The sequence below is a fragment of the Paenibacillus sp. FJAT-27812 genome, assembly GCF_001273905.1.
GTDB lineage: Bacteria > Bacillota > Bacilli > Paenibacillales > Paenibacillaceae > Pristimantibacillus.
Genome location: NZ_LIGH01000001.1, coordinates 5,855,438 through 5,872,184, shown reverse-complemented (window position 1 = coordinate 5,872,184; position 16,747 = coordinate 5,855,438). Strand labels below are relative to the sequence as shown.

The following is a 16,747-nucleotide window of genomic DNA, read 5'->3' as shown; positions in this document are numbered from 1 at the left end:
CATGGGAGGGTATTTAGATGAAATATAATCTGTTAGGAAAAAGTGGACTGGCTGTATCCGAGCTATGTTTGGGAACGATGACATTTGGCAATACGACAAGTGAAGAGGATTCAATCGACATGATTGATCGTTTTGTAGATCGCGGGGGCAATTTTCTCGATACGGCCGACGTTTATGTAAGCGGCCGTTCCGAGGAGATTGTCGGCAAAGCCATCAAAAACAAACGATCAGACATCGTCCTTGCTACAAAGGTGCGTATGACCACATCCGCCAATATAAACGGGGTAGGTTTGTCTCGCAAGCATATAATGGATGGCGTTGATGCAAGTCTGAAACGTCTTGAAACCGATTATATTGATTTGTACCAGGTCCATGTTTGGGATCATGCTACGCCAATTGAAGAAACGCTCCGTACGCTTGATGATCTCGTTACTTCCGGCAAAGTTCGATACATAGGATGCTCTAACTTTTTTGCGTGGCAGCTGATGAAGTCACTTGCGGTTAGCGATGTTAACCGTTATGTGCGATTTGTGTCCATTCAGCCCCAATACAGCTTAGTGAGCAGACAAATGGACCGCGAAATGCTCTCGTTATGCTTAGAGGAGAAAGTAGGCATCATTCCTTGGGCTCCAATAGGCGGCGGCTTCCTAACGGGACGCTACAACAGAGAAGAGCCGACAGAGGGGCGCTTGACCTCAAAGGTCGGAGAGAGCGCATGGGTTAACCGGGCTCTAGACAAAAATTTTCTCATTCTCGATGCTCTGCTTGAAGCGGCTAAGGAACAGGACAAATCGCCTGCTCAAGTTGCTCTCCGCTGGCTTATTCAGCGTGAAGGCATTACTTCACCGATATTCGGTGCGAGTAAGCTAGAACAATTTGAGGATAACATGGGGTCTATCGGCTGGGAGATGCCAAGCGAAGTGTGGAACCGTTTGGAGCAAATTAGCGCATTGCCGGATGATTATCCGAATCGCTTCATTGAGAAGTTCCGCAGACCATTCGAATAGCGTTAACAATTAGGAGGAGAATCAGCTTGTCACGTTCCTGGGAGCGCAAAGTGCGCAAAAATATGAATGTTGTGAACAAACAACGCAAGAAGCAAGGCAATGGTCAAATCGTATTTAATGCTGAGAAATCGGAGAAAATCGTTGGGCGCAATTATATTGCACCTATCTTATTGATTTTGTTTATCGGCATGTACGTCATTTTGATGCAAAGCTCAACACAGTTTAAAATGGACACGATGTTTTGGATCACGGTAGGCTGTTATATTTTGCTTGCGGCACTGTTTTTCTTCCGCAGGCCTTATATTACGATTGGCAAAGACTTTGTTCAGTCTCGCCGTCTGACAGGGGATAAACGCATTCCTGCGTCCAACATTAAAGGCATTAGCGTTCAAAAGGGTTATGTGATCGTGGAGCAGCACAAAGGCGGCAACTGGGTGTTCTCAAAATTGACTAACCGTTTCCCTACCGAAGAAATCGGCGATAAGCTGAAAGTCTTCGCACAAGCAAACGGCATTTCTTTCTCGCAAAAATAAATAGGCAGGAGAGTTCGAACAACGATGGCTAAACAAGCAGTATTATTTGATTTGGACGACACATTGCTGTGGGATGACCGCAGCGTAAAGGAAGCGTTTGAAGCTACATGCCAAGCGGCAGCGGATGCGACAGGCGTAGATCCTGCAGAGCTCGAGGAATCGGTTCGCCGTGAAGCGAGAGCCCTTTATGAATCGTATGAAACATTTCCTTTTACGAAGATGATCGGAATCAACCCGTTTGAAGGACTTTGGGCGCCTTTTCGCGAAGGCGAGCAAGAGGAATTCCGTAAGCTTGAGAGCCTCGCTCCCGGCTATCGTAAAGCGGCTTGGACACAAGGCCTGAAAGCACTTGGCGTAGATGATGAAGAGCTAGGCGCGAGGCTTGCCGAGCAATTTCCTGCTGAACGTCGCGCACGTCCTATCGTATATGAAGAAACGTTCCGTGTTCTAGACGCACTCAAAGGAAAGTACAAGCTGCTTTTGCTGACGAACGGATCTCCTGATTTGCAGCGGGAAAAGCTTGCTGGCGTACCGGAACTGATTCCTTATTTCGATCATATTATAATTTCGGGTGAATTCGGTCAGGGCAAACCAGCCGCTTCTATCTTTAAGCACGCGCTTGAGCGTCTCGGCGTCGAAGAGGATCACGGCATAATGGTGGGCGATAAACTCACGACGGATATTCTCGGTGCGAATACGATAGGCATGACCTCGGTTTGGATCAATCGCCACGGCGCTGTACGCACGGACGAAATCGTTCCTACCCATGAAATTAAGCATTTAGAAGAGCTGCTGCAGCTGCTAGGCTCTTAAATAATAGCAACAAAAAGCCCCTCGTATGCAGCTTTAGCTGCTAACGAGGGGCTTGCATTATGTTAAAATAAGTTTTACGCTTTGCTTCCTGCGAACTTCTCGTCAGCAAATGGATGAGCAATCCAGCCTTCTGTTTCGATGAATAGGCGAACAGCTACGATTTGACGGTTGTCCATTAGCGTGAAGAAATGCGGCTTGTATTCCGGTACGGAAATCACGTCGCCAGCTTCGAGTTCAACGTCAAAATAACCAACATCATCCGTACCTTTGATAATGAAGATGCCGCGTCCAGCAGTAATTGCACGAACTTCATCTTCCGTATGGGTATGAACGTTTTCGAATTTTTTTAGAAGCTCATCAAGGTTAGGCGTAGCATCGGACAATGCGATGATATCCCATGTTTTATAGCCGCGACGAGCAGCCAAGTCCTGGATTTCGTCGTCATAAGTCGCTAATATTTGCTGCTTCTCTTCATCGGAGAGAACAAATTTTTGTTGTAAGCCTTCTTCCAGCTTAGCTGGGTTCCAATGCTCGTAAAGCACCTCTTGGTTTTCTAGAAATGCACGGACAGCCTCTTCACCTTGAATCCGTTCCTCTGTATTGCGAATTCTAATTTCAGCCATGAACATTCCCTCTTTTCCTATAGAAATAAAATGATATAATTATTATAAATCAATTTAAATCGATTGTCGATGGATTTACCTTTTCACATAAAAGGTATTCTGATAAACTATGGGTTAATGATTTTGGGAAGGGTGTAGTAAATTGTCGAAACCGACCATACAACAAATGCTTCAGGAGCGCATACTCATTTTGGACGGCGCGATGGGTACAATGATTCAGCAAGCGAATTTAAATGAGGATGATTTTGGCGGAGCAGAGCTGGATGGCTGTAATGAAATGCTCGTTCTGACTCGTCCTGATGTTATACAATCGATTCACGAGCAATATTTAGAAGCAGGCGCGGATATTTTGGAAACGAATACGTTTGGCGCGACAAGCGTTGTTTTGGCGGATTACGATATTCCCGAAAAAGCGAGAGAAATCAATTTGGCTGCCGCCAAACTAGCACGTGATGCCTGTGACAAATACAGCACGCCTGACAAGCCTCGTTATGTAGCCGGCGCACTTGGGCCTACAACGAAAACGCTGTCGGTAACGGGCGGCGTAACGTTTGATGAGCTTGTTGAGAGCTATTATGAGCAAGCGCTTGCTTTGATTGAAGCAGACGTAGATGCGCTCTTGCTCGAAACCTCCCAGGATACGCTTAATGTAAAGGCAGGGAGCATCGGCATTCGCAATGCGTTCGACAAGCTCGGCAAAGAGCTTCCGATCATGATCTCCGGGACGATTGAGCCGATGGGAACGACGCTTGCCGGACAAACGATCGAATCGTTTTACATTTCGCTAGAGCATTTGAAGCCTATCTCGATTGGACTGAACTGCGCAACGGGCCCGGAGTTTATGCGTGATCACCTTCGGACGCTAAGTGAAATCGCAAACGCTGCGATCAGCTGTTATCCGAATGCCGGCTTGCCGGATGAGAACGGACATTATCATGAATCTCCGGAATCGCTTGCCAAAAAAATGTCGGCATTCGCTGAGCAGGGCTGGTTGAATATTGCCGGCGGCTGCTGCGGAACGACACCTGAGCATATAAGGGTTATGGCGGAGACGATGGCTGCTTATGAGCCGAGGACGAAGATGGGGTCTCATCCAAATGCCGTATCCGGCATAGAGACTGTATTTATCGAGCCGGAAAATCGCCCGATCATGATCGGGGAACGAACCAATATATCCGGTTCGCGCAAATTCAAACGTCTTCTCAAGGAAGAGAAGTTTGATGAAGCTTCTGAAATCGCAAGAGCGCAGGTAAAAGGCGGCGCGCATGTGATTGATATTAACTTGCAGGATACCGATATCGATGAGGCTTATGCAGTCCATCAATTTTTGCCTCAGGTCGTGAAGAAGATCAAAGCGCCGCTCATGCTCGATTCCACTTATGATCATATTATTGAGCTCGGGTTAAAATATTCCCAAGGCAAAGCGATCATAAACTCCATTAACCTTGAGGACGGAGAATCGAAGTTCGAGCAAATTTTGCCGTTGATCCACCGGTATGGCGCCGCAGTCGTTATGATCCTTATCGACGAGCGCGGCCAAGCCGTGACGCGCGAAGCGAAGATGGAGGTTGCGGAGCGATCCTATAACCTGCTGACACAGAAATATAAGATGAATCCAGAGGATATTATTTTTGACCCGAATATGTTCCCTGTCGGCTCTGGCGATCCGCAATACATCGGTTCTGCCGTTGAGACGCTTGAAGGGATTCGGATGATCAAGGAGAAGTTCCCGCTCGCCAAAACGATTCTAGGGCTCAGCAACATTTCCTTCGGTTTGCCGGATGCTGGACGTGAGGTTCTTAACTCCGTGTACTTGTATCATGCAACGAAAGCGGGTCTTGACTATGCGATCGTGAACACGGAGAAGCTGGAGCGTTATGCTTCGATTCCCGATGAGGAGCGCCGCTTGGCAGAGGATCTCATTTACAACACGACAGACGAGACGCTGGCTGCCTTTGTTGCTGCTTTCCGTGACAAGAAGGTTGAGAAGAAGGAAAAAATCTCAAATCTTACGCTGGAGGAGCGTCTTGGCTCATACGTTGTAGAAGGTACAAAGGAAGGGCTTATTCCTGACCTTGACGAAGCGCTCAAGAAGTACTCCGCGATGGACGTCATCAACGGACCGCTTATGCGCGGAATGGAAGAGGTTGGCCGTTTATTCAACGGCAATGAGCTAATCGTAGCAGAGGTGCTGCAAAGCGCTGAGGTGATGAAAGCATCCGTTAACTACCTTGAGAGCTTCATGGAGAAAAACGAATCGTCCGTCAAAGGTAAAATTATTTTGGCAACGGTAAAGGGCGATGTCCATGATATCGGCAAAAACTTAGTTGAAATTATTTTATCGAATAACGGTTACAAAATTATAAATCTAGGCATAAAAGTACCGCCTGAGCAGCTCATTGAGGCTTATCGCAACGAGAAAGTCGACGCGATCGGATTGTCGGGCTTGCTCGTCAAATCTGCTCAGCAAATGGTTATTACCGCACAGGATTTGCGTACAGCAGGCATTGATGCGCCTATCCTTGTCGGCGGCGCTGCGCTGACGCGGAAGTTTACGAAAACAAGAATCGGACCTGAATATGACGGCCTTGTCCTTTATGCGAAGGATGCAATGGACGGCCTCGATATTGCGAACAAGCTGATGGACCCTGAGCATCGCTCAAGGCTTGAAGATGAGATGGCCGCGTACAAAGCTTCCGGCGGTGCCGATGAGGAAGAAAAGAAACCGTTGCCGCAATTAACGCGGGCCGTCCGTTCCAAAATTTCTCCGGATGCGCCTGTATTCACGCCACCGGATCTGGACCGTCACGTGCTGCGTGATGTGCCGCTTCCGCATGTCATTCCATATGTGAATATGCAGATGCTGCTTGGCCATCACCTTGGGCTTAAGGGCAATGTCGATAATTTGCTCAAAGAAGGCAATGAAAAAGCGCTGCAGCTGAAAGCGACAGTCGATGATATTTTGCAAAAGGGAACTTCTGAAGGCATCGTGAAAACGCACGGGATGTATCGCTTCTTCCCGGCACAGTCATCGGGCAACGACGTTATTATTTACAACCCGGTAGATCCTTTGCAGGAGATCAAACGGTTCACCTTCCCGCGCCAGCAGGTTGAGCCTTACCTCTGCCTAGCCGATTTCTTGAAATCAGTGGACAGCGGCGTGATGGATTATGTCGGTTTCCTAGTCGTAACGGCTGGCCACGGCATTCGTGAGCTAGCGAACGAATGGAAGGATAACGGCGATTATTTGCGGTCGCATGCGCTGCAATCGGTAGCGCTAGAAGTAGCGGAAGGGATGGCGGAGCGCGCCCACCATATTATGCGTGACATTTGCGGCTATCCAGATCCGGCGGAAATGACGATGAAGCAGCGTCACGGCGCCCGGTACCAAGGTATTCGCGTATCCTTCGGTTACCCGGCTTGTCCGAATCTGGAGGATCAAGAGCCGTTGTTCGATTTGATGAGACCGCAGGATATTGGCGTTGAATTGACGGAAGGCTGCATGATGGAGCCGGAGGCTTCCGTATCTGCGATGGTATTTGCCCATCCGGAAGCGCAATATTTTAACGTAGAGAAACTATAGTTTATAATGATGAAAGAGCCCTTTAGCGTTCGGTCAAACGAGCTGGAGAGGGCTCTTCGTTTCCATTCAGCGCGCAAAAAAAAGCTGCTGCGAATCGTGAGGTGGTCGAGGATATGAATATGTGGTTTTTGGGAACGGGTGCAGGCAGGCCTTCCAAATATCGAAATGTAACGGCTGCTGCGCTTCAGCATCCTGAGCCGCGCTGCAGCTGGTGGTTGTTTGATGCCGGCGAAGCGACGCAGCACCAACTTATGCGAACCCCGCTTAAGCTAAATAAGATGGAGGCTGTATTTATCACCCATTTGCATGGCGATCATATTTACGGATTGCCAGGCTTGCTCAGCAGCCGCTCGTTCGATGGGGGAGTGTCGCCTGTCCAGCTTTACGGTCCTATTGGGATCAAAAGTTTTATTGATACGATATTTTCAATAAGCGCTACCCAGTTGGACTATGAACTGGTTATTCATGAGTTGTCAGGCGATGAAGGCTTTATTTATGAGGATGATCGTTTCCAGGTTGAGGTGGGATTGCTCGAGCATCGCGTCATTAGCTTTGGTTACCGTGTTACGGAGCGTGAGCAGCCGGGCAAGCTGCTTGTACATAAGCTGAAGGAGCTTGGACTGGAAGCAGGCCCGCTTTACGGGAAGTTAAAGCAAGGGCAGCCCGTTACATCGCCCAGCGGCGCAATCGTAAAGCCTGAGGACGTAACGGGACCTTCCCATATGGGCAGAGTGATAACCATACTTGGAGACACGAAGCCGTGCGATAACGCTTTGAAGCTGGCAATCGGCGCTGATTTGCTGGTACATGAAGCTACGTTTGCAGCAGGATTGGAAGAGAAAGCGCATGAATTCGGGCATTGTACAACGGCAGAGGCAGCGGCAACAGCTGCAAAAGCAGGAGCGAAGCAGCTCGTCATGACTCATTTTAGCGGGCGGTACAGCAACGAGGATCTTAGCCAATTAGAGGCGGAGGCAGCGGCGTATTTTCCAAATGCAATAGCGGCAACGGATTTGCTTCAAATCGAAATTGCTCGAGGCGTTCTAAGCGAATAGGAGCCGTTAGACTATTTTTGAAAATAATAAAACAAAAACAAGCCTTAGAATCTCTTCTAAGGCTTGTTTGGCGTATATGTGATAGCAGTTCAAAATTCACTTGTTATCCTTGCCAAAATGAAACGACAAGTAAACGGATGCGAGCACAATCGTGACGATAATTCCGAAGAAGAGGATCGTCTGAAGAAGGGGAGGAACGAACGCAGCAGCAATCATCAGCAAGCCGCCCAATACATAATATTTGGCTGCGGACTTATGCGTTTTTTTCCAATTGCTTTCGTTTGCAAGCGTGTAATTCGTTTTTATTCCGATAAAGCTGTTGGGCTGAAATTGCGGCATATGCCATCCCGTTAGCGTCAAGATAACACCAACCATAGGCAGTATAACCATTGCAATGTTGAAGTCTACGCCGTAGCCAAACGCTATCGTTACGCTGTGCAGCACTAACAGGCAGAGTAGCGTTACATTTTGCACGATCAAAATGCTCGATTTATGTTTAATATAGTTTTGTTTTCTGGGAAGGACGACGATTAAGATAACCATTAATGCAGGAAGCAGTAAGAGTGCAAATGCTTTGTGTGCAAATCCGTTGACTTCATTGCTGACATTCCAGTGGATGGCCATTTGCTCCGGCATGTCAGGATACGTAACGATGCTTCCGGTTAGGGCGATGGCAACGATGATCCAAGATAAGATGCTAGATTTCATTCCTCTTCATTCCCCCCGTATCTGATTGCTGAAAGGAGACGAACCATTTTAATAAATCTTGGAAAACGGTAGAGTTGAGGGAATAATAAATATGCTGGCCTTTACGCTCATCCGATACGAGCTCAGCCTGTTTGAGCAAGCTAAGATGATGGGAAATGCTAGGTTTTGACATTTGGAAATGATCCGCGATCTCCCCGGCAGTCAAATCCCGCTCGCGCAATAACTCCAATATGATACGCCTTGTCGGGTCAGACAGTGCTTTGAAAGCAAGATTGATGGACATTAACGTCTTCCTTCCCAGTTTAACCTATATATGGGTTAGAGATTTAGGTAACTATCTAAATATAATTTTACATAACTATAACGGTTCCAAACGACACTGTCAATTTGAGGGGATCACTAATGATGCCCACAAAATGGGTTTATCATAGCAAGTGTTTTCCAGCGATTCTCCCTATCTAGTCAATCGAACAAATATTCGCTAAAATGTAGGTATAAAGAGGTGAGTACGCCATGTTCAAAAAGAAGACGCTAGCAGAATTAATTCAGGATCTGCGGGGCAATGAAAATATCGTGAATTGGCATGAAATCGAACCGCAGGATGCCAAATATAAACCTATACCAAACACAGTAGATTCCAGAATAGCCGATGCGCTTGCAAGGCGCGGCATAGAGCAGCTCTATTCTCACCAGTATTCCGCTTACATGGCTGTTGAGAAGGGTGAAAACATTGTAGCGGTTACGCCAACGGCATCCGGAAAAACGATGTGCTACAACCTGCCGGTGCTGCAGGCGATTGCGGCAGACGATACGAGCAGAGCGTTATATCTTTTTCCAACTAAAGCATTGTCGCAGGACCAAAAAAGCGAATTAACCGAAATCGTAGATGAGATGGGCATTGATATCAAAAGCTTTACGTATGACGGGGACACGTCGCCTGCGATACGCCAGAAAGTAAGGAAAGCCGGTCATATTGTCATCACGAATCCGGACATGCTGCATTCGGGCATTTTACCGCACCATACGAAATGGGTAAGCCTATTTGAAAATTTAAAATATATCGTCATTGACGAGCTTCACACGTATCGGGGCGTATTTGGCAGCCATGTTGCCAACGTCCTGCGGAGATTGAAACGGATATGCCTTTTTTACGGGAGCAACCCTACATTTATATGTACGTCTGCAACGATTGCCAATCCGAAGGAGTTAGCTGAGCAGTTAACTGGTGAGCCTATGCGGCTTATTGATGATAATGGGGCGCCTAGAGGGAGAAAACATTTTGTTTTCTACAATCCGCCAATCGTGAACCAGCCTCTCAATATTAGAAAGAGCGCAACAGTCGAGGTAAACCATCTGGCTACCGAGTTTCTGAAAAATAAAATCCAAACGATCATTTTCGCAAGAAGCCGCGTGCGCGTAGAGCTTATTCTCAGCCACATTCAAGAGCTTGTTAAAAATCAGATCGGCGCCAAATCAATACGGGGCTACCGGGGCGGTTATTTACCGAATCAGCGGCGCGAGATTGAAAAGGGGCTGCGGGCCGGCGATATTCTTGGCGTAGTCAGTACGAATGCGCTTGAGCTTGGCGTAGATATAGGGCAGCTGCAGGTATGCGTCATGACCGGTTATCCTGGCAGCGTAGCCAGCACCTGGCAGCAAGCAGGCAGAGCGGGACGCAGACACGGCGAGGCGCTTATTTTGATGGTAGCCAGCTCGACACCCATTGACCAGCATATCGTGCAAAATCCCGACTACTTTTTTGACCGCAACCCGGAAGCAGCTCGTATCAATCCGGAGAACCTGCTTATTCTAGTGGACCATCTCCGCTGCGCGGCGTATGAGCTTCCATTCAAAGCTACGGAGCAGTTCGGACCTGTGGATGTCGTTGAAATCATGGAATATTTAGTGGAAGAACGAATCTTGCACCGGAACGGAGAAACGTTTTATTGGGCCAATCAGTCCTTCCCGGCGAGCAACATTAGCTTGCGTTCCGCATCACAAGAAAACGTGGTCATTATCGATCAATCAAATACAGCTGACGTTAAAATCATTGGCGAAATGGACCGATTCAGCGCGATGACTCTTTTGCACGACGAAGCGATCTACTTGCATGAAGGCGTTCAATTCCAAGTTGAAAAGCTGGACTGGGAGCATAAGAAGGCTTATGTGCGGGAAGTGGATGTTGAATATTACACGGATGCCAACCTAGCCGTAAACTTAAAGGTTTTGCAGATAGATAAGGTAACGGAAAGAAGCCATACATCGTTAAATTTTGGAGACGTCGCGATAAACGCTATCCCAACTATTTTCAAAAAAATCAAATTGACCAGCGGAGAAAATATCGGCTCTGGCCCTATCCATCTTCCCGAAGAAGAATTACATACCAGTGCTGCCTGGATGGAATTAAAACAAGTGGACCCTGAAATTGGGGAGAAAACGTTGGAACAGCTGCTGCTTGGCATCGCGAACGTCATGCGGCATATTGCGCCTGTAATGGTCATGTGCGATCGAAACGACATGCATGTCGTATCCCAAATTAAAGCGGCGCATACCGGACTGCCGACCGTCTTTCTCTATGACCATTATCCAGGAGGAATTGGACTCGCTGAGGATGTTTACAAACGATTCGACGAAATCAAAAACGCAGCAAAAAATCTAATACAAAAGTGTTCTTGCAAGGATGGATGCCCGGCATGCATAGGCTCGGAGATAGAAGGAATCAATGGGAAGCACAGAAGTATTCAGCTTTTGGATCAGTTTTAATTCGTGTGCGATTTAGAGCTTATAATTGAAGTATGTTTTGCATATGTGAAAATATCGAAAACGGCAATAGCAGCAGCGCTGGAGCTTAAGACAGAAGCGGGGGTTAAACGATGAGCAGCATGAGAGAGCGTATGAATCGGCTGCGCGGAGAAAGCACGGAGAAGGACAAGCAGAGTGAAGCAACGCCCGCTGTGAGCGAGGATTATAACGAGGTTTCTCTTGGGGAGGAAGAAGAGCAGCTGTCACCCGTGTGGGAGACATTCGACGTAAAGCTGTTGACGAACGAAACGGGCAGCTTTCTGCTTCGGAAAATCGTTTATCCAATCAACCATCGCCACGGTCATCATGCGATCGAAGAGCTGATTGAGGCGGCGCCGGGATTGTCTTCGTTCCATCCGCTGCGTGAAACGTCGGGTGAGCAAATTCTGTATCTTGATTTGGAAACGACAGGCCTTGGCGTAGGAGCGGGTAACATTCCGTTCATGGTCGGCATAGGTTATATGTCGAAAGGTCAATTTGTCATCGAGCAAACGTTGATCAGACATCCGGCAGAAGAGAGGGCGATGCTGATCTATTTGGCGGAAAAGCTGCAGCATTTCACTTTTCTTGCAACCTACAACGGCAAAACCTTCGACTGGCCGCTCGTCCAAAATCGTTTTATTATGCATGGACTTAGCCGCGGCATGTGGGAGCCGAGACATCTCGATTTTTTGCATCCTTCTAGGTCTTTATGGAAAAATACGCTTGTCTCCTGCAAATTAAGCCATGTCGAAGAGGAGAGGCTGGGCATCCACCGCGAGGACGATGTGCCAGGCTCGCTTGCGCCACAGCTGTATTTTCAGTTTTTGTCGGACGGCAATCCCGCTCCGCTTGAAGGTGTATTTCGCCATAATGAAATCGATATGCTCTCGCTTGCTGCCCTATCGATCCGGTTTGGCCATCTGCTGAACGGCAATATCGAACAATATATCCCTTTGCCCGATGAAACGGAGGAAATGGTCCGTACGGGACTTTGGCTGGAACGCATGGGCAAAACCGAGCTGCCTCACCTGTTGTTTGAACTAGCGATGAAAAAGGATCAGCCGAATCCATCTACGCTTATCATGCTCGCTGAGCGCGACAAGAAGGCTGGAAATTGGGTTCGTGCTGTGTTATTGTGGCAGAAGGCTATTATTCATTCCTCGACTCATTTTGGTGCGGCAGCCCATGAAGCCAGCATCGAGCTTGCTATGTATTACGAGCATAAGCTCAAAGATTATGAATCAGCACTCGGGCACGCGAACCTAGCGTTCGAGCACGCATTAAATCAATCGATGCTCATACGCCGAGATACCAAAAAAAGAGCGGAGCTTGAAGCGCTTCGCAATCGAATTACGCGGCTTCGCCGTAAGGCAGAAAAACAATTGAAATAAACGGGTAACCTTAATATAGGAAAGAGGCGTAATAAAGGCGGCTGCTGGTTAATGGTATGGCTTATCTTATTATGGAGAACGTAAGTTTAGCAACCAGATTCCAACAGCTGCCGTTCGCGCCCTGAGAGGACTTACGCAATGACAGTAAAACAACCGGCAATGCGCGGATTGCTAATTGACCTTGACGGCACGCTTTATCACGGCACCCACCGCATTGATGGTGCAGACACGTTGATCACTTATTTAAGGGAAACAAAGCTTCCGTTTCGGTTTGTAACCAATAATTCATCGGCAACGCCTGAAGACGTAGCCGAGAGACTATTGAAAATGGGAATTCCTGCTGCGGCAGATGAAGTATGTACCTCTGCACAAGCGGCTGCTGAGCATATTTCACGTTTGAAGCCGGGGGCATCCGTTTTTGTAGTCGGAGAAGCGGGTCTTAGAAAGGCTGTTCAAGAAGCAGGCTTATTGCTGACGGAGGAGCAGCCGGATTTTGTACTCCAAGGGATTGACCGTTCCTTTACTTATGAGCGGTTAACGAAGGCGGTACGTTATATACATGGCGGGGCCACTTTCATTTTGACGAATCCTGATTTGCTGCTGCCATCTAGCGATGGCCTCATTCCGGGTGCAGGCTCCATAGGCGCCATGCTTAGGGCAGCCGGTGGCAAGGAGCCCATTCTAATTGGCAAGCCCTCATCTATTCTTATGGGATATTCGTTACGAGAGATTGGATTAAAGGCTGATGAAACATGGGTAGTTGGCGACAACATGGCTACGGATATCGCATTTGGCGAGGCAGCAGGCTGTGGCACGATATTGGTATTAACGGGACTCACAACGGCTGAAAATTTGGATTATTATTCAGAGCAAGCCGGTTGTAAGCCATCGATTATTTGCAATGACTTAGAGAACCTTCGTTTGTATATTTCTGACCATAGAGAGATATAAGACAAAGCAAGCGAAGAACATAGGAAGGAAGCGAGCTTCATGCAGGAACTGCCGGAACTGGACATTTATAGAGCGTTATTAGCGGAGCAATTCGCGGGAGCTCAAATTACCGGTATCGAGATATCGAATGTAAGAGCTTTCCAAGCTAGCGAAGAGCAAATTGAGCGAGATGTCGCAGGCAAAGTGATTTGGTTTGTTGAAAGACGCGGAATGTTTTTGTTGTTTCATTTGGACAATGGCAAGCGCCTATTGCTTCAATTGGGGCAGGGGGCTTATTTGTATAAAGGCAGTGAGACGGATGGGCCGGCACGCGCTGCCCAGGTGAAGCTGCATTTTGGCACAGTCTCTTTATACTTCGTTGGACTGCGCGCGGATGCTCTGCAGCTATTGACGGTTAAGGAAGTTGAGGAGAAGCTGGGACGGTTCGGGCCTGATGCTTTGGACAAAAGACTGACGATCGACCGATTCATCTCTCGTTTTGCCAAAAAACGCGGTTCGATCAAAACGTCATTAATGGACCAAAATGTCATTTCAGGCATTGGCGCGGTTTATTCAGACGAAATATGCTATGCTGCGGCGCTGCGTCCCGATGCAAAAATACCGATGTTCGAACGCGAAACTTGGGAACGCCTATACGAAATGATGCATAATGTATTAAAGGAAGCGATTTCACAGGGCGGAGCGGGAGAGCAGCCTTTTGCCGAGGGAGACAGCTTGACTGGCGGTCATAGCAGCCATTTTTCAGTCTACGAACGCGAGGGTCAAAACTGTCCGCGCTGCGGCGGTGTGATCGAGAAAATTGAAGTATCTGGCCGAAAAGCATTCGTTTGTTCAGACTGCCAAAAGGATCAGTGAATAAAGAAGCTTTGAATCTGACGCTGAACGGGGGACTCATTCATGATTCATGTGTATTTAGATGATTACCGTACATGTCCAAAAGGCTTCGTGCTGGCAAGCAATGCGGAAGAATGCAAGCAGCTGCTAGACCTTGAGACGATCGGTATTCTATCACTAGATTACGATCTAGGATGGGCCCAGCCTACAGGCTACGAAGTAGTGCGCCATATCGTAGAGACAGGTCGCTACCCCGAGCAAATCTTCTTGCACACCTCAAGCGCGGCTGGACGCATGCAAATGTACCATATGTTATCAACAAACGCGCCAGCAGAGACCAAGCTGCACAATGGTCCCATGACGGACGCGCTATTAAATAAAATAGCTGGTCGGTAATTTTTCACCCAGACCCTCGAGGGTTTAACACCCAACTCCTTAAGGGCTTAAAACCCAACCCCTTAAGGGCTTAAAACCAAACCTTTAAAGGCTTTTCGAACCCACCCAAACCCTCCCTTCCAAGGGAGGGCCCCAAGGGTTGCACCCTCTGGACACCCGCAACTGGACTAACGTGTAAGCCAGTCAGGCGCTCGCGAGTTGGGGGAGAGCATCGAACGCTTTCGTCCCATTGGGACACGCTTGCAATGTGGTGCACTTGGGTTACCTCTTAAACCGTTAAACGTTGGTGATACAGTGCGGACAAGCCTATTTTGGAAGTTGGACCGCTTTCGTCCTTTCAGGACACGCTTTCTGGTATGTGATTTAAAACGAATAATCTCATTTCGTGGTGCTAACCGTAGTTCGTAAAACTATGTTTACAGTTTTAGTTTCACGAAATGTGACGAATTCGGTTATAATACAAGTAATGCTCTCATTCATTGCTTAATAAAAAAGTTAAGTAAGTACCAAAGGAATCCATGCGCACTAGCGCATCCAATGTAAGCGTGTCCCAAAGGGACGAAAGCGATCCTATCGCAACCTAACTTATAAGCGTCTCAGATCATCCAACGTTACTCAGGTGTTATGCCGTTTAGGCAACACGTGCGCACACCCTGCAAGCGTGTCCTGATAGGGACGAAAGCGATCCTTCCGTCGACGTATCTCGCGAGCACCTCTTTAGCTCCGACGTTAGTCCAATTGCAGGTGTCCAGAGGACGCAGTCCTTGGGGCCCTCCCTTGGAAGGGAGGGTTTGGGAGGGATCGAAAAGCTTTTAAGTTTGGTTGTAAGCCCTTTAGGGTTGGGTTTGGAATAACCTTTACAGGTTTGGTTTTTAAACTCCCTTTAGGGCTCGGGGTACTAACTCCCTTTAGTGCTCGGGGTATTAACTCCCTTTAGGGGCTTGGGGTTTAAAATCCCTTTAAGGGGCAGGGGGTAAAAAGGTTCCTCCAAGGGACCTTCCCCAGGGTAATTCACATATGAAAGAGGTTTATGCTACGTGAGTCAATGGATCGGAACAGCCAATCAAACTTATGCACCTTATGCGATGGAAGAGCTTCGCAGATTGATCGAGGGTGTAGCCTTTACGCAGCTTGCGGCAGGAGAAGTGTTCCTGATGACGAGTCCGCAGTCTCGGGAAGAGACGCTGCTGGCGATTTTGCAGCAGGAGCCGATCTTTTTGCGGCATGTGCAGCCGGTGGACCGGACGATCGAAATTACCGGTAATGCCAATGATTTAGAGCAATTGTCGGATATGGTGCGCAATGCCGTGCTGACCTTTGAAAATAAACGAGTTGCCGTACACATTAGACGCGCTTCAAAATCGGAGTTTGTTTATTCCGCTGCCGATACGAAAGCGGTGCTTGATGCGGTACTGGATGAGATCGGTGCCGAGACGGTTGTTCAGCAGCCAGAGGTCATTATTGCGATCTATGCCGCAGTCAATCAGCTTTATATCGGCTTTGGCGCGCCATCGGACATGCTGTCGGATTGGCCGGGCGGGGCGGTACGCTTCCAGAGAGAAGAAGGACAAGTATCCCGCGCCAAATTCAAGCTGCTTGAAGCAGAACGTGAATTTGGGCTCAACTACGCCGGCTACCAGAATGCGCTTGATGTAGGCGCTGCGCCGGGCGGCTGGACTTCACTTTTGCTGGAGCGCGGCTTGCGGGTCACCGCAGTTGATCCTGCTGAGCTTCATCCATCGCTTATGGCTTATCCGACTTTAACCTATTTGAAACGAAACGCTTCGGAGGTTAAATTTAATGCGAGCTCATTCGATTTGCTAGTTTGCGATATGAGCTGGAGCCCGATGCTGATGTGCAAGCTGGTGCTTGATCTGGAGCCTGCCCTTGCGAAGGGCGCTGCAGCGATCATCACGGTTAAGCTCATGCACCGTAAACCGCTTCAGACGATTAGAGATGTCATTTCCAGACTTTCTACGGAGTTTTCGCTGCAAAAAGCGAAGCAATTGTTTCATAATAGAGAAGAGATTACTTTATATTTGATCAAAAAATAACACAAACCGCCCTCG

Annotated in this window: 14 protein-coding genes; 11 read left to right on the top strand and 3 right to left on the bottom strand. The window is 48.1% G+C overall.

Translation table 11 applies throughout. The annotated features are described in order from the left end of the window. The first annotated feature begins 17 nt into the window (after positions 1-17). The 3 genes from ADU23_RS25000 to ADU23_RS24990 are packed head-to-tail and all read left to right on the top strand — an operon-like array spanning position 18 to position 2,353. Entirely contained in the window at positions 18-1,007 is a 990-nt protein-coding gene (locus ADU23_RS25000; RefSeq protein WP_053376236.1) for an aldo/keto reductase, read from the top strand. A 26-nt stretch (positions 1,008-1,033) separates the two neighbouring features. Continuing rightward, positions 1,034-1,540 (top strand): hypothetical protein, encoded by a 507-nt coding sequence (locus ADU23_RS24995; RefSeq protein WP_053376235.1) that lies wholly within the window; start codon positions 1,034-1,036, stop codon positions 1,538-1,540. Positions 1,541-1,564: 24 nt separating this feature from the next. After that, positions 1,565-2,353, top strand: coding sequence for an HAD family hydrolase (locus ADU23_RS24990; protein ID WP_053376234.1), 789 nt, complete (start codon positions 1,565-1,567; stop codon positions 2,351-2,353). Between the two features lie 74 nt (positions 2,354-2,427). Here the strand turns inward: ADU23_RS24990 and ADU23_RS24985 are convergent, their stop codons facing one another. Next, positions 2,428-2,976 (bottom strand): 1,2-dihydroxy-3-keto-5-methylthiopentene dioxygenase, encoded by a 549-nt coding sequence (locus tag ADU23_RS24985; RefSeq protein ID WP_053376233.1) that lies wholly within the window; start codon positions 2,974-2,976, stop codon positions 2,428-2,430. A 142-nt stretch (positions 2,977-3,118) separates the two neighbouring features. Here ADU23_RS24985 and metH point away from each other — a divergent pair, with 142 nt between their 5' ends. Both metH and rnz read left to right on the top strand, forming a co-directional pair. Beyond that, entirely contained in the window at positions 3,119-6,559 is a 3,441-nt protein-coding gene (gene metH, locus ADU23_RS24980; protein ID WP_053376232.1) for a methionine synthase, read from the top strand. A 113-nt stretch (positions 6,560-6,672) separates the two neighbouring features. Next, the gene (rnz, locus tag ADU23_RS24975) at positions 6,673-7,614 is read left to right on the top strand and encodes a ribonuclease Z (RefSeq protein WP_053376231.1); all 942 of its coding nucleotides are present in this window, start codon (positions 6,673-6,675) and stop codon (positions 7,612-7,614) included. A 96-nt stretch (positions 7,615-7,710) separates the two neighbouring features. On the opposite strand, the gene ADU23_RS24970 is transcribed toward rnz, so the two are convergent. Both ADU23_RS24970 and ADU23_RS24965 read right to left on the bottom strand, forming a co-directional pair. Continuing rightward, a complete protein-coding gene (locus tag ADU23_RS24970; protein WP_053376230.1) occupies positions 7,711-8,322 on the bottom strand; it encodes an SdpI family protein in 612 nt (203 codons plus the stop codon). Continuing rightward, entirely contained in the window at positions 8,312-8,605 is a 294-nt protein-coding gene (locus ADU23_RS24965) for an autorepressor SdpR family transcription factor (RefSeq protein ID WP_053376229.1), read from the bottom strand. The genes ADU23_RS24970 and ADU23_RS24965 overlap by 11 nt, the downstream gene beginning before the upstream one ends. 230 nt (positions 8,606-8,835) lie before the next feature. On the opposite strand from ADU23_RS24965, the gene ADU23_RS24960 reads away from it, so the two are divergent. From ADU23_RS24960 to ADU23_RS24935, 6 genes are all read left to right on the top strand, one after another. After that, positions 8,836-11,085, top strand: a complete 2,250-nt coding sequence (locus tag ADU23_RS24960) for a DEAD/DEAH box helicase (RefSeq protein WP_053376228.1) — start codon at positions 8,836-8,838, stop codon at positions 11,083-11,085. Positions 11,086-11,195: 110 nt separating this feature from the next. Beyond that, on the top strand, positions 11,196-12,497 hold the full coding sequence (locus ADU23_RS24955) for a ribonuclease H-like domain-containing protein (protein ID WP_053376227.1): 1,302 nt from the start codon (positions 11,196-11,198) through the stop codon (positions 12,495-12,497). A 138-nt stretch (positions 12,498-12,635) separates the two neighbouring features. Beyond that, positions 12,636-13,448: a TIGR01457 family HAD-type hydrolase gene (locus tag ADU23_RS24950; protein ID WP_053376226.1), complete on the top strand. Its 813-nt coding sequence runs from the start codon at positions 12,636-12,638 to the stop codon at positions 13,446-13,448. 39 nt (positions 13,449-13,487) lie between these two features. Continuing rightward, entirely contained in the window at positions 13,488-14,303 is an 816-nt protein-coding gene (locus ADU23_RS24945; protein ID WP_053376225.1) for an Fpg/Nei family DNA glycosylase, read from the top strand. A 42-nt stretch (positions 14,304-14,345) separates the two neighbouring features. After that, a complete protein-coding gene (locus ADU23_RS24940) occupies positions 14,346-14,678 on the top strand; it encodes a cyclic-phosphate processing receiver domain-containing protein (protein WP_053376224.1) in 333 nt (110 codons plus the stop codon). A gap of 1,037 nt (positions 14,679-15,715) precedes the next feature. After that, positions 15,716-16,732 carry an SAM-dependent methyltransferase gene (locus tag ADU23_RS24935; protein ID WP_053376223.1) on the top strand — a complete coding sequence of 339 codons (1,017 nt, stop codon included), beginning with the start codon at positions 15,716-15,718 and terminating at the stop codon, positions 16,730-16,732. Positions 16,733-16,747 lie beyond the last annotated feature (15 nt).

Coding starts and splice junctions, on each gene's coding strand:
- ADU23_RS25000 (WP_053376236.1), top strand. CDS start 18: ATGAAATATAATCTGTTAGGAAAAAGTGGACTGGCTGTATCCGAGCTA.
- ADU23_RS24990 (WP_053376234.1), top strand. CDS start 1,565: ATGGCTAAACAAGCAGTATTATTTGATTTGGACGACACATTGCTGTGG.
- ADU23_RS24985 (WP_053376233.1), bottom strand. CDS start 2,976: ATGGCTGAAATTAGAATTCGCAATACAGAGGAACGGATTCAAGGTGAA.
- rnz (WP_053376231.1), top strand. CDS start 6,673: ATGAATATGTGGTTTTTGGGAACGGGTGCAGGCAGGCCTTCCAAATAT.
- ADU23_RS24970 (WP_053376230.1), bottom strand. CDS start 8,322: ATGAAATCTAGCATCTTATCTTGGATCATCGTTGCCATCGCCCTAACC.
- ADU23_RS24965 (WP_053376229.1), bottom strand. CDS start 8,605: ATGTCCATCAATCTTGCTTTCAAAGCACTGTCTGACCCGACAAGGCGT.
- ADU23_RS24960 (WP_053376228.1), top strand. CDS start 8,836: ATGTTCAAAAAGAAGACGCTAGCAGAATTAATTCAGGATCTGCGGGGC.
- ADU23_RS24955 (WP_053376227.1), top strand. CDS start 11,196: ATGAGCAGCATGAGAGAGCGTATGAATCGGCTGCGCGGAGAAAGCACG.
- ADU23_RS24950 (WP_053376226.1), top strand. CDS start 12,636: ATGACAGTAAAACAACCGGCAATGCGCGGATTGCTAATTGACCTTGAC.
- ADU23_RS24945 (WP_053376225.1), top strand. CDS start 13,488: ATGCAGGAACTGCCGGAACTGGACATTTATAGAGCGTTATTAGCGGAG.
- ADU23_RS24940 (WP_053376224.1), top strand. CDS start 14,346: ATGATTCATGTGTATTTAGATGATTACCGTACATGTCCAAAAGGCTTC.